At 43.6% G+C, this 14155-nt stretch carries 12 protein-coding genes; 3 read left to right on the plus strand and 9 right to left on the minus strand.

The annotated features are described in order from the left end of the window. Positions 1-89: 89 nt before the first annotated feature. The 5 genes from MKZ09_RS26240 to MKZ09_RS26260 all read right to left on the minus strand — a co-directional run bounded on the left by MKZ09_RS26240 (position 90) and on the right by MKZ09_RS26260 (position 4853). Positions 90-773 carry a site-2 protease family protein gene (locus MKZ09_RS26240; RefSeq protein WP_076128966.1) on the minus strand — a complete coding sequence of 228 codons (684 nt, stop codon included), beginning with the start codon at positions 771-773 and terminating at the stop codon, positions 90-92. A 2-nt stretch (positions 774-775) separates the two neighbouring features. Beyond that, positions 776-1828, minus strand: a complete 1053-nt coding sequence (prmA, locus tag MKZ09_RS26245) for a 50S ribosomal protein L11 methyltransferase (RefSeq protein ID WP_076205229.1) — start codon at positions 1826-1828, stop codon at positions 776-778. A gap of 145 nt (positions 1829-1973) precedes the next feature. Beyond that, entirely contained in the window at positions 1974-2552 is a 579-nt protein-coding gene (locus MKZ09_RS26250; protein ID WP_076205232.1) for a DNA-3-methyladenine glycosylase I, read from the minus strand. A gap of 104 nt (positions 2553-2656) precedes the next feature. Then, entirely contained in the window at positions 2657-4333 is a 1677-nt protein-coding gene (locus MKZ09_RS26255) for a DUF4179 domain-containing protein (RefSeq protein ID WP_143767328.1), read from the minus strand. Next, complete coding sequence (locus MKZ09_RS26260) at positions 4293-4853, minus strand: RNA polymerase sigma factor (RefSeq protein ID WP_076128962.1); 561 nt, start codon at positions 4851-4853, stop codon at positions 4293-4295. The genes MKZ09_RS26255 and MKZ09_RS26260 overlap by 41 nt, the downstream gene beginning before the upstream one ends. Positions 4854-4984: 131 nt before the next feature. On the opposite strand from MKZ09_RS26260, the gene MKZ09_RS26265 reads away from it, so the two are divergent. Both MKZ09_RS26265 and MKZ09_RS26270 read left to right on the plus strand, forming a co-directional pair. Further along, on the plus strand, positions 4985-5260 hold the full coding sequence (locus tag MKZ09_RS26265) for a hypothetical protein (RefSeq protein ID WP_076205235.1): 276 nt from the start codon (positions 4985-4987) through the stop codon (positions 5258-5260). 74 nt (positions 5261-5334) lie between these two features. Next, on the plus strand, positions 5335-5496 hold the full coding sequence (locus MKZ09_RS26270; protein ID WP_218643118.1) for a hypothetical protein: 162 nt from the start codon (positions 5335-5337) through the stop codon (positions 5494-5496). Between the two features lie 101 nt (positions 5497-5597). On the opposite strand, the gene MKZ09_RS26275 is transcribed toward MKZ09_RS26270, so the two are convergent. The 4 genes from MKZ09_RS26275 to MKZ09_RS26290 all read right to left on the minus strand — a co-directional run bounded on the left by MKZ09_RS26275 (position 5598) and on the right by MKZ09_RS26290 (position 8281). After that, the gene (locus MKZ09_RS26275) at positions 5598-6509 is read right to left on the minus strand and encodes a methyl-accepting chemotaxis protein (protein WP_076136605.1); all 912 of its coding nucleotides are present in this window, start codon (positions 6507-6509) and stop codon (positions 5598-5600) included. 722 nt (positions 6510-7231) lie between these two features. Beyond that, positions 7232-7606, minus strand: coding sequence for a hypothetical protein (locus tag MKZ09_RS26280; RefSeq protein WP_076136607.1), 375 nt, complete (start codon positions 7604-7606; stop codon positions 7232-7234). A gap of 97 nt (positions 7607-7703) precedes the next feature. Beyond that, entirely contained in the window at positions 7704-7883 is a 180-nt protein-coding gene (locus MKZ09_RS26285; protein WP_036683923.1) for a YfhD family protein, read from the minus strand. Positions 7884-7921: 38 nt separating this feature from the next. After that, entirely contained in the window at positions 7922-8281 is a 360-nt protein-coding gene (locus tag MKZ09_RS26290; protein WP_076205238.1) for a hypothetical protein, read from the minus strand. 284 nt (positions 8282-8565) lie between these two features. On the opposite strand from MKZ09_RS26290, the gene MKZ09_RS26295 reads away from it, so the two are divergent. Next, positions 8566-13134, plus strand: a complete 4569-nt coding sequence (locus tag MKZ09_RS26295; protein WP_076205241.1) for a S8 family serine peptidase — start codon at positions 8566-8568, stop codon at positions 13132-13134. Positions 13135-14155: the final 1021 nt, after the last annotated feature.

A 14155-nucleotide genomic window follows, 5' to 3' on the forward strand; every position in this document is an offset into this window, starting at 1 on the left:
ATGGATCAGGCGAAATTTAACTATCCTACTTTTCAACAAATTACATAATACAATGTTTAAGCAGGGTTGACCAGACTTCAGTCCATACCTTAGCTGCCAAACATTCTTAGGAATAGCTGCACAAATGTTCTCGACATTTCACTAGCCCAATGGCCAAGAGGATCGATGGTATAGGTTCGTAACCCTGGAATAAACAGAATTAATAAAAAGATAAATACAGCCCATTGCTCAAATTGCTGTAATCTGCCCCGTATGGAGCGAGGAGCAATATCCTCCACAATCCGGTAACCATCGAGCGGAGGCAATGGAATCAGATTGAACAAGAATAAAAAGAAGTTCCATTGAATAAAGGTGCCAAAGAACAAATACACTGCCTCTAAAACACGGTCATTGGAGATCGACTCTAATACACCGGTTGCCGCAAGCACCCCATATATTAAAGCACCAATAATCCCTAATAACAGGTTACTGATTGGGCCCGCAGCAGACACAATGACTCCCATCAGACGGGGGCGGCTAAAGTTATCACGGTTTACAGGAACTGGACGCGCCCACCCGAAACCAGCAACCAGCAGCAGTAAAATACCAAAAAAATCGAAGTGTACAGCAGGGTTAAGCGTCATACGTCCTAATAATCTAGCGGTAGGGTCACCGAACTTATTTGCGAAATAAGCATGACTGAATTCATGTACTGTAAAAGCAATTAAAATCGTAATGAGCAGAAAAGGAAGCTGATCCAAATCTACACGTATTATACTTTGCAATATATCCATTTTTACCTCTTTCCGGCTGTAAATGCCACCCAATCTTCTTCACGGGATACTTCCATAATCTCAAAGCCGGACTCTTGTAGTGCGTTAGCCACAAGTCCTTCTTTATCCTTGTAAATACCAGAGGTAATATACAAGCCTCCTGGCTGAAGTGCACGATACACGTCATCCGTAAACAATACGATGATTTCTGCCAAAATATTCGCAACTACAATCTTAACTGGGAGTGTAACGCCGAGACTATCCTCTGTTCCTTGCTCAGCAGGTGTTCCCTCAAGAGTGTGACCCGGTCTAGCGGATGGCCACATTTCTCCAGCAACCGTGTCAGCTACGCCTTCACCGCCTAGCAAGGAGAGCAGGTCGCTTTCTTTTACCGTAATGAACTTCTCAAGTTTATTCAGTGCTACATTCTCACGCGCACTTTCAACAGCTACAGGGTCTAAATCTAGCGCCAGCACGGATTTCGCACCGAGCAGCATCGCACCTACAGCCAATATTCCTGAACCCGTACCAACATCGATTACTTCTTCGCCGCCGTTAATATTCTTTTCAAGCGCACGCAGGCACAAAGCTGTTGTAGGGTGAGTCCCTGTACCAAATGCCATACCAGGGTCCAGCTCAATGATTGCTTCATCTGGGCTCTCAGGCGTATATTCCTCCCAAGTTGGTTTAATCGTGAGACGCTCCGATACCCTGAGCGGTTTAAAATATTGCTTCCAAGCATGCGCCCATTCGTCTTCATCTACGGTTTTCCAAGAAATCAGAGATTTGCCCGGATCAATGCCGTACTCACGCAATTCTGCTACCCGTGGAGTCAGTTCTTCTATAACAGCATCCATATCCGTGGAATCGGCATAATAACCTTTGATTACCGCTTCCCCTTCGGGGATATCATTCAAGGGTTGGTCGTATAATTCACCGTAACGCGTATTCCGTTCTTTACTGAGTGTTCCGGATTCTTCAATAGAAACCCCACCCGCTCCTGCTTCATATAAAAAATTCGAAATCATTTCTTGTGCATCTTCTGTTGTATGTATCGTCACTTCATGCCATAACATCTTTATGTGATCCTCCTAAAGTTTTGTGAGCGTTAGCTTCATTGATTGACTTCGTGCAAAACTGGCTTCGTAAGCATAGGCTTAGTTTTGTGAGCATTCGCTTCATAGTATAACATTTCTTCTTGGGGTAACGCCAAACTACAGATCAACGCTCTGCCATGCCCGTGCTGCTCCTGCAAAAGCAATCGAGCGAATGATCATCTACCATCCCCGATGCCTGCATAAAAGCATAACATATGGTAGAGCCGACAAACTTCATACCTCGCTTTTTTAATGCTTTACTCATTGCGTCAGACTGAGCCGTCGAAGCAGGGACATCCGCACGTGTCTTCCAATGGTTAATCGCAGGTGCACCCCCCACAAAACTCCAGAGATAATTTGCAAAGCTGCCTGTTTCCGCACTAATTTGCAAATATACGCTTGCATTACGAATGATAGAATCAATCTTTAAGCGATTTCTAATAATCCCGGGATCGTTCATCAGCTCAGCAATTTTCGGCTCATCATAATGCACAATCTTTTCCGGATCAAATCCATCAAATACCTCTCTGTAATGTGCCCGCTTTTTTAAGACGGTGTACCAGCTTAACCCTGCCTGCATGCCTTCGAGCATAAGTAATTCAAACAGCTTCCGGTCATCATACAGAGGTTTGCCCCACTCTTCATCATGGTAGGCGATATATAAAGGATCCTCATTAACCCAAGCACAGCGAGTGATTTCCATCCTGTTCTCTCCTTTACGCTAATCCTCGCTGAGTCCACTCAGCATCTACTCACTGTAAACGAAAAAAAGGGAAGAACACAAGGTTCCTCCCTAAAAAAGATTTTCTATGGCCGCAGCTGCACTCTTGTTTCTTTATCCGGATCGTCAGTTGTATAGAAGAATATATAAATAGAAGCTTCTGTACCTTTGAAACCCTTGTAAACATCAATGGCCTTATTGTTTCCATCCCCAGTGAAATTAACGGTCAGAGGTTTACCTAAAATACGCTCTTTCCCCAGTCCGATATGGGTCTGGTTAATTCCACCGAAGCGAGCATCTTCACTTTCAGTTTCTACATAAAGATCGGCACCCTGCATATAGTACGTCCATTTTACCGGGTATCCGCTAAGCTGCTGGATTAGCGTCTGTTTCTTTTCAGATATATTCGTCAACAGAAGCGGTGTTTTTTCGTCCTTGTTAATTTTATAGCTGCCGTGCTGAGTCACCTTGTATTTAGCAACAAAAGTAATTGGCGTCTCTTCTGTGACTTCAAGATCAACTGGCCGCTCAAAACGAAGCACTGTTAATTCAGGCTCGCCTTCTGGAGATCTCCAGAAATTGCCCTCCAGTGTCTTGCCTGCTACTTCAAGAGTAGACTTTTGATACGGAAAATTGTTGCCTTTCTCTTTACTTCTAATAGCGATTCGAATTTGAGTAGGCGTCACTACCATTTTCTCCAGCGTGTAATTAGATTCGCCCTCTTCTAGCGGCAGATTCAATGAAGTATTTATGGTTCCGCTCTCCATCTGCTTTTTGCTTAATTGAAGATCAAAAGCTAGGGGCCCCTCAACCTTTTTCTCTTGTTTCATGTACTGCAGCTTGTAATTCACTTCTCCGCTGGAAATATCAGCCGCCTTAAAATATTGCTGGGACGTATATTCCCCGTTTTCTCCCGGTGTACCAAAAGTACCTCCAGTCAGCGAATTTATGAGCGTTCCGTTTTTGTATGCAACAATATTTGGAAAGGCCCATTCTTTTGCTTCTGGCTGATCAAAAATGATCGCTGAAGAGAATAATATTTTTTCTTGCCCTTGGGTAAAAGGTTTCACCTCTATGCTGCGCATCCCTTCCTGTCCAATAGGAAACTTTTGTGTCTCCTGCGATTGGATATCCAGCGGTAAATCTAACTCCTGTGTGCTAAAGGCTTGCAGATTATCTGCAACTAGTTGCACATTCACAGTGTCCTTTTTCGGTGTCCAATCACTCTCGAAATATCCGTTGTAATGTTGAGTTTTCTCATCCCATAATACATAACTGAACTCACTAGGACTATTCGCCCCATCTGCGCCCTTTAAAGTCATTCCTTTAACATTCCAATTTTCATTTTCCAAGCGTTTTCCTACATCCAAAGTGAATAAGATAACCGTCCGATTCTCATCCACAATCGCTGTATGTAGCTTCAGAGTTACTCCATCCTGCGTCACCGACTGGTTCAGTTGTTGTCCGAGATTTTGGGCCAGCGCTGCTTGAACGCCTCCTCTCCCATGGAGCAAATTATCCCAATCATAATGCACTGCCGCATATACGGGTGCCGCTGCAATAAGTACTGAAAATGAAGCCACCACAGCTATTTTACTCCAGTTTCTCCCTCTGCTCTCACTACCATTGGCCATACGAAGTTGTAGGGGAGTCATTGTACTGTTTTCTTGCTCTAAACGTCCCCACATGCGTTCAAAATCTGGATAAGGCACGCCTCTATCTTCATTTAAACGATGCTCCAGCATATTTTCTAACTTTTTCAAAAGCTTCGCCCTCCTTTAGTTCAAGTTGAACCCCAGCCTCCTGCAGGATTCTCCTCATTACCGTTAGCCCTTTATGCAGCCTAGATTTGGTCGTTCCAAGTGGAATGGACAGCAGATCCGAAATTTCAGCCAGACTGAAATCATGCATATACCTAAGTGTGAGCACCATCCTAAGTTTGATAGGGACCTGGCTCATATATTGCGCCCACTCGACCTCCGTCTCACGCTGCTCAATCTGCTGCTCCACAGCTGTTTCTGCCGTTTTATTAAAGAAATGAAGGTTGTCCGTAATCTTCTGTTGTAATGTCCGTTTTCGTTTCAAATGATTGAGGCAATGGTTGACCGTTATTTTCATAATCCAAGCCTTGATATGCTCCACGTGCTCACGATTACTGCGAAATACAGTAATAAAGACATCCTGAGTCAAATCCTCTGCATCCGCCGCATCATGCACCATATAGTAGCAAGTTCGGTATACATCTTTATTGTAGGTTTCAAATAACTCCCGGTTACTCTCCAAATTTTACGCCCTCCTTTCTTGACTGAGATATCTATATGACAACCAATCCTTGGAAAAGGTTCGTTTTTCTGAGCATAAACTATCGCTACTCTTAAAGACATAGAGAAAATCAAACAGGCTTAATAATCTGAATGAAGCAAATGGAGGAAGCAAATGGAGGAAGGACAACGACTCTTTTAACTACTGGTCCGATAGAAAACAATGTTAACTCAGAAAACAACACAAGACTTACACAACAGGTCACTGTCAAAATTGCTAATGTTAGCGGTCAGATTGCTTCCACAGTTCTGATCGAAGGCTACTACATGAATGTAGAAAGAATTCAATATGTAGGCGATCTGCTAGATGTGATGCCAAATCAACCAATCCAAATCCATTTTGGGGTAAAGACAGTGCAGAGAAATTAGTAGCCCCGCATCGATTAGTTACAGCAGAATTACTTGGATATGATGGGGCAACTGGCGCAACTGGAGCGACTGGGGTGACAGGGGCTAAAGGTGGGACTGGCTCTGATGGGGCGATTGGGGAAACCGGAGTTACTGGAGTGACGGGAGCTACGGGCGCGATTGGTGCTTCTGGTAACACCGGAGTTAACGGAGTCATCATAAATCATAGATATATGAATTCCTACATTGATTGTTAACAAAATCGGATAGTACCAACAATTAAAAGGGTCTATCTCTCGCAAGTAGGAGACCGACCCTTTTTTGCTGATATTCAATCTATCAACATACATATTAACAATTAAAGGATATCCATAACCTCGCGCGCTTGTGTGTCGAGATTTTGTGCAGAAGAAGCAATTTTCGAAAAATCCTCCAACGCCACCAGAACCTGCTGCTGACTATCTTCTATACTTTCTTGCACTTGATTTGTACCTATAGAGATCTTTCCAATTTCCAGCGTGATCGCATCTACACTATCCCGTACCTTTATGATCGAATCTTGTACCATGGAAGATAATTTTCTTACTTCTTTTGCCACTACGTCAAAACCTCGCCCATACTCCCCGGCATGCGCTGCCTCAATAGCAGCATTTAGGGCTAATAATTGCGTTTGCGAAGCAATATCGCGAATCGTTTGCACGATGCTATGAATCGCTACAGCTTGCTTTTCAAGATTAGTTAGAGTTTGTGTATTTTCTATCGATACTTCGGCGATTTTGTTGATGCTTCGTAATAATTCTTGACTGCGCTCAATACCTAAATCTGCTCTTTGATTCAAGCTGTCTGCCATCTCTTGCATCCGTTGCACAACATTACTCATGTTACTTTGTCTTTGGGTAATATTAGTTGCTATTTTAGATACTCCGATGACTTGTTCATTGCTTTCATCAAACACTGGCATGTAGGTAGCTTCAAGCCAAACCGCATTTCCTTTCGAATCCATTCGTTCGATCTTATCCTGAAAACTCTTCCCTGTAAAAAGATCCTGCCAAAACCGTTCGTAACCTGGGCTATCTGCGAAATGTGGAAAACAGAGCTCTTTATGATGCATTCCGTACATTTCATCTTTTTTATATCCCATGGAATTTGCAAAAACCTCATTCACATAAGCAACTCGGCGATCAAGGTCAAACCGGATAATAGCTAAATTTCTTTCTAAAGACCTAACAACAAGCTCATCAGTAACTCCTTGAGAGTGTACCAGCCCCATTCTAATTCCCCCTGAAAAAATTCAATAGTTGATTGGTCGTAGTTAGTATATTCGAACAATTATACATCCTTAATCTGTAGTGTGAAATTAGCTATTTCACTTAAAATATTTATAACATCTGCAGACCTTAATATACTTGAAAGTGATGACGATTAGGGAAAACATCCCTAATGATGTGCAAGATTCGAAGGTTGATCTATCTTTTAGGGAAATTCTCCCCAAAAACTCATGAAATCAGGCCTTTTTCTATCTTTTTGGGGGATTTTCAGGGATGTTTTCCCTAAAAACTCATTTTTTCGAGCATTTAGAGAAAAAACGAGGGAGGTTTTCCCTAATTAATCATTTTCCACCTCAAGCATGCCGAAATTGTTACCCGATTCCAACAGAAAAGTATCTACAGCTACCCCGACTATGAGACCCCCAAATTCTTCTTAGCGGTAGCTTTACTTATAAGCTAAAAACTTGCCTAACTTAGTTCATTTTTCTGATCTCATAACAAAAACCCCAGCTGCAAATATCAGCTAGGGTTCAAACTCTCAATTTCATTTTCATTTTTTTTCATTCTCAATCCATTTAGCAAAGTATGGCTGTTCATCCGAATCAAATCCACTCCAGCCAGACTGCGGCGCAGCAAGCCACGCTTACCTTCGCCTCATGAAGCAATTGTCTGCGACCTGTACGGATATTTTCCTTTTCCCATTGTACACACATTCAAAATTATCTTACTTAATGGATTTATAATCTTTTATTTTAATCCCCAAAACCATATCCTTCTGATATGCGTCAGCTTGCTTCAAACCAATAATCCTTGGGTCTGAAGGGTAGTGACGTTCAAGATATAACAAAAATGCGTGATGAAACCTAATTTCGGCATCCAATTTATTCAGTTCGTTCGGATGATTCTCTAGTTCGGTTAATTCTGCTTCCCATCGATACAAATCGCTCGCCTCAGAGCGCTCCATACGAACCTTCTCTGTCAGCTCCCGCAACTCACGATAGGCCCGCTTTACTTTTGGAGAGTACAACTGCTTCTGGTTCAAATAGGTTAATAGTGCGATCAATAAGGCTAATCCTGTCCACAAAATAACGTTATCCATCTTCTCCCCCCACACTTAAGCTCTTCGCCCTAATTATACATGCCCAAACGCAAAAATACCCCACAAAGTGAGGTATCCGTCTTAGCTTTTTTAGCTGCTATTCTTTCTTCATAATCTCATTCAGCTGACGTTTGTCCGCTTCTTGTGCGCGATCCTGAGCTTCAATATCATCAAGATCGGCTTCCGCTGCCGAGAATTCTACATCCTCCGCTTTAGCTTCATATAACATTTTCAATTTCTCCGTCTTGGAGAAGATTTGTGAGTTTTCTCTATCCATTGTTCGTCTCCTTTCTTCTTACTTTATGAAGTGCCTGATCAGACCATCCCGCCTGCTTCTTCAATTAAGCGCAGAGTCTGATCGTAGGACTCCGTATGCACAATAACCGTAAGCAAAATATCTCTCCCCGTTGGACCACCGTTACCACCATGACTCATCCCGCTAGAGCTGGTGTCCGCAGCTGCAAGTATGCCTGTGTGTGCATGCTCAGCAGTCATGGAGTCCATTCTGGCCACATTGCCTGTCACCGGATTTACCCCTGAGCTAAAGCTGGTACCTCCATATCTACTGAAGCGATCAATGGAAACTTCAATGGCCCGAAGTGCACGAAGCTTGCGCGCGACGCCTTCGGCTTCCTCTGGACTTTTAAAATATGCCAAAATATATCTTTCCGACATCTTATCCCCGCTCTCGCTTGAAATTCAGATATCTGTTGCATTCATTTATATTGTCTTAATTTCACTTGTTTTATGCTCTGATTTTCTTATATTCCACTTATCTACTGGGAATTCGACATTTTCCTCAACGCTTCGCTGCAATATGGTACTAAAGTTGTATATTCGATTTGAAGTTATAGCTGTAGAATAAATTTAATTTTCATAATTTTTTACATTTTATTTTGAGGAGGAGAACCACAGACACATTGCAATACAAAAAAAATCATTTGGGAGGATGAACTTATTTGAAACGTACCTTTAAACACTCTATTCAAAGATTTGGTATTGGAGCGGCAAGCTTCGGACTGGCTGTGTCTGTTCTTTTTCCATCAGCTGCATTTGCGAACTCATCCCTTGAATCTTCAACCCTGGTTACGGATGTACAGTCACAAAGTGTAACCCCTCATAACTATGCTGGAGTACTCAAAGGTTCAGCACCAGTTTCAGTAATTGTGGAATTGACTAATAAACCAGTCAGTGTGTATGTAAATGAGGCAAAAACTTATTCTTTACGATCCTCAGTCTCCTCACAACGCAGTAAAATTATCTCAGAGCATAAAAGCTTTATTTCCTCAACACAGAAAATCGATGCCGATATCGGTTTTGAATACAGTGAGATTTTTAACGGGTATTCCATTACGCTGCCAGCCAATCAAGTAAACAAGCTGTTAGAGCTTCCAGGCGTTTCGGCTATCTATCCAAATGAAGAAGTACATGCACTAGCAGACAGTGTTGAAGTGGCGACATTACCTGCTACACGTTCCTATTCAGACAGCGGTAAGCTAATAGGCGCGGACAAACTACATGATTTAGGGTACACAGGCAAGGATGTACAGGTAGCTGTTGTCGATACTGGTATTGATAAGAATCACCCTTTGTTAAAAGATAATTATAAGGGCGGCTATGATGTATATGATCAGGATAATGATCCGGCTGAAACAGCCCCTGATGCTAACTTCCCTCCAAGAGCAGGCACTCCTTACGAAACCTCGCATGGTACACACGTTGCCGGGACAATTTTAGATGTGGCACCTGAGGTAGAATTGTATGCGTATCGCGTACTTGGTCCCTATGGATCTGGTTCCACAGCAGATGTAATTGCAGGTATTGAGAAAGCGGTCGATGACGGAGCAGATGTTATTAACCTTTCTCTAGGCTCTAGTGTCAACCAAAGCTATTCCGCGAGTTCAATCGCGATAGACAATACCGTAAAATCGGGCGTGAACGTTATTGTTGCCGCCGGTAACGCTGGACCGGATGCAGGAACACTGGGCGAACCCGCTGGTGCCCAACTCGCGCTTAGTGTTGGAGCTTCTACTACTCCGATAAATACCCCTTTCTTTGATATTGGCGATGTTAAAAAGATTCCCGGGACATTAGCCAGTTACTCCCCAGATTTAATCGATAATATTGCTGGCAGTAAGATCGTTTTCGCTGGTCTTGGAAGTCCTTCCGATTACAAAAATCTGGATGTCAAAGATAAGGTAGTGCTTGTTGATCGTGGCTCGCTGAGCTTCTCAGACAAATCTCTTAATGCCAAAGCTGCTGGTGCGAAGCTTTTGCTGATTGCCAATAATGAGCCTGGTGAAATCAGCCCCACCCTTGGTGCGCCTGGGGATTACATTCCTACCTACGGAATCAGTCAAGCCGATGGCAAAAAAATAAAAACTCAGATCGCTGCTGCTAAAGATATAATCAGTTACTATATAGCGCTTGAAGTAAATCAGTTAGCAAACTTCAGTTCTATGGGTCCGGGGATGCCCGATTATCTAATAAAACCTGATGTTGTAGCGCCCGGAGTCAATATCAACTCGACGATCCCTAGCTGGGATGGGAACTATGACCATGCTTTCGGCTTAAAAAATGGCACTAGTATGGCAACTCCACACGTTGTAGGAGCTGTGGCCTTGTTACTGAGTAAAAACTCTGATCTAAAGCCAAATGAAATTAAAGCCCTGCTGATGAACAATGCTGATCCTATCTTTAACCGTGATGGGAATTCTTACTCCTTGTACCAACAAGGTGCAGGTTTAATTAATCTGGAGAAGTCAATAAACGCTAAATCCATCGCTAAAGTCGGTGAGATCCTTAATAGTGGACTTCCCGGTACTGTTGAGATCCCTTATTACACAGGTTCCTTATCCTTCGGCTTACAGCCAAAGGGTGTTACCGTAACGAAAGCTGTCTATGTAGAGGACTTTAAAGGGAATGGAGAAACATACACCCTTTCCAACAAATGGCTGACAGAAGTGCCTAGTGATATTAGTATTGATTTTGCACCACACAACGTTACCTCAGGTGTAGATCAATATGCACAATTTACACTCAATGTATCTAAAACAGCAAAAGAGGGCGCATATGAAGGCATCCTGTTACTTACCTCTGGTACAGAAACCCTTCGTCTGCCATTTAACGTTGTTGTAGGTGACCAATTTAATGTAGCACCTATTAATCAGCTCTCTTTTGAAAGTCCACAAATTTCACCTAATAGGGATGGTCGCTCAGACGACACCACCTTTACCTTTTCTGTTAATGAAGAGCTGGAAGGCATAAGTTTCGTAGCCTCTTCAAAAGATGCTCCTGCAACAGTTTTAGGTGAAGTTTATGCGATCGATGAGAAGATCTATCGTGGTGTATACGAAGTTCCAAATTGGGATGGAACATTAACAGACCTGGAGACCTCCGCCAAGTCTACTTTAGCAGATGGTCACTACTACATCATTCCTGTGCTTCCCAATGGGCAGCTGCTCGAGAAACAAAAGGCCGAGTTCACAATTGATACCGAGAAGCCGCTAGTTTCCGGCATCACCATTGAGGAGTATGAACGCGAAGCGCCAACCGATCCTGGCGTGGCACAAATTAGTGGTTTCATTGATGATGACCTAATGGCCTATTATATTTCTAATACAAACCCTATTGGAAACTGGTTTACCGTATATGCCGAAGGCAAACATTATGATGGGAATGCTTATAAATTTGGCGGTGTAATTGCAAATAACGGTGCCTTTACCATTGATGTTCCAGTTAACGAGGGGCTAAATGAGTACAAAGTCCATGTGGTCGATAAAGTTGGCAATGGTGCAGACGACGATGATTACGTTCAGCGGCTGCTTTATAGCACAGGGGACGGTACTTTCACAGTAACTCCGGCTCTTTCTGCATCCACCATTGAAGTAGGACAATCTGTGACCGTTGATTTAGATTATTCCGTGACAGACGAGGTTTATGGCGTCTATGGGGCTTCATTCGGTGTCATATACGATGATTCCCTTGAAACACCGGTAATCCAGCCAAGCGTACAGCTGGTTACGTATCAAGAGGAGCATTTCTCTAGTGTTCCACTTACAGAATATTCACAAACGTATGACCTTGGAGACGGCCACAAACTGACACAATATAGTGTCAATCTGTCAGGAGGTGCTTATCACGGCTCTGGCTCACTAGCCCAAATAACCTTTGAACCAGCAACAGCAGGAGATTATTCCTTTGAGCTATATGATGTCCAGATTTGGAATGATGCCACAACATCAACTATCCCGTCTGGTTTGAGAACAGTAAGTGTAACTGTAAGCACACCTGAAAAACCGACACCAACGCCGACACCAACACCAACGCCATCAGCAACGCCAGATCCAACAGAAACACCAACACCAACACCGACACCATCGCCAGATCCAACAGAAACACCATCGCCTACATCGTCTCCATCTTCTGAGTCGTATGTACCTACAGCAACCAGCACTCCCACTCCTGGATCTTCTTTGAAATCCGGGAAGCTAGTAGAGACAGCCGATCCAGCTGATGGTAAACCTTCAGCGGTGTTTAACATCTTAGATGCTGCATTAACAAATTCGATCCAGAATGCAAAAGATAAGACTTCTGTACTTGATCTTAGCGATGTGAATTTCAATAAGTATAGCCAAGTTGTTATTACGCTTACCCCGGCGCAAGCTGAACAGTTGAAGAAATCGGAGAATGCACTCAGCCTTAACGGTAATGGGTTCAATGTTCTTATTCCAGCAGCAACCCTTCCGGATTTCATTAGCAGCAGTGGTTTGTTGCTTACGATAAGTCTGGCTGATGTTAGTGATGCAGCAGTGTTATCAGGAAGCTCAGCTGCGATCAATATTGGTTCTTCCATTCTTACCATCAAAAATGGTTGGACAACCGGAAAGCCGATTACCCTTCAGCTTAATCTGAAAGACAGCAGTCTACGTGATGCTCGAAAAACTGCCGCCTATGCAGAAACAAAGGATCATAAATGGTCCTATCTGCAACCTGGATCTTTCTCTAAAGAAGGTATTCTACAGTTTACAGTTACTGGTGACGGCTCTTATAGCGTGGCATCCCGTAATGTAAGCTTCAAGGATATCGGCATACACTGGGCTAAAGGCGATATCGAAGTTCTTGCTGCTCATGGCATCATTGCCGGCAAAGGAACCGATGGCAGCTTCAAGCCTGCTGACACCTTAAATCAAGCGGAACTGCTAACACTCTTCGACCGTCTACTCGGAAAAGGTGACACTTGGAATGCACGTATCAAACAAAGTGGTTCACGCGATGTGCTGACTCGCGAAGAAGCAGCCCTTATCATTGCTGAGGCGCTAGGCGCTGATCTTACAGTAGCTAAGACTCCTTTGAGCTTTAAGGATGCCGACAACATCGCTGCAGAAGCACGTAACGCCGTAGCCTATGCTGTAAGCAAAGGTTATCTCAAGGGCGTTGGTGCAGACAACTTCAATCCACAAGGCACTCTGACTCGTGCACAAGCAGCAACGATTCTGAGCCGCGTGTTTGAGGACCTACGTTCTTAAACAGTATCTAGTTGAACTCTCAAAGAAAGCCCCAGCAGCCATTTGGCTGCTGGGGCTTTCTCGTCTTAAGGTCACATCTGCGGCGCATACGAGACAACTATCGGACGCCGTTGCACTAAAACGCTGATTTATGCGACATTTGCCATGCTAACGGACCCCATAGTCACTATTAGCACGTAAAACACCAATCATGAGCGCTTTTCTGGGCAATAGCTGCACTGGAGTCCGAAACTTCGCTCAAAAGGCGATAAATTTGCAAATAGCATCAGCTGAGTCCACAAGACTCCAGCGTCTTCCGGGTCCTATCCACTCAGATGATTATTCTCAGCGCTATCGGACTCAGTTGCACTTAAACACTGAATTATGCGACATTTGCCATGCTAACGGACCCCATAGTCACTATTAGCACGTAAAACACCAATCATGAGCGCTTTTCTGAGCAATAGCTGCACTGGAGTCCGAAACTTCGCTCAAAAGGAGAAAAATGTGCAAATAGCGTCAACTGGGTCCGTATGCCTCCAGCGTCTTCCGGGTCCTATCCACTCAGATGATTATTCTCAGCGCTATCGGACACCGTTGCACTTAAACGTTGAATTATGCGACATTTGCCATGCTAACGGACCCCATAGTCACTATTAGCACGTAAAACACCAATCATGAGCGCTTTTCTGAGCAATAGCTGCACTGGAGTCCGAAACTTCGCTCAAAAGGAGAAAAATGTGCAAATAGCGTCAACTGGGTCCGTAAGCCTCCAGCGTCTTCCGGGTCCTATCCACTCAGATGATTATTCTCAGCGCTATCGGACACCGTTGCACTTAAACGTTGAATTATGCGATATTTGCCATGCCATCGGACCTCATAGTCGCTATTAGCACGAAAAACACCAAATATGAGCACTTTTCTAGGCAATAGATGCACTGGAGTCCGAAACTTCGCTCAAAAGGAGAAAAATGTGCAAATAGCGTCAGCTGAGTCCGTATGCCTCCAGCATCTTCTGGGTCCTATCCACTCAGATGATTAT

The sequence above is a fragment of the Paenibacillus sp. FSL R5-0908 genome (assembly GCF_038006245.1).
Taxonomy (GTDB): Bacteria; Bacillota; Bacilli; order Paenibacillales; family Paenibacillaceae; genus Paenibacillus_AQ; species Paenibacillus_AQ odorifer.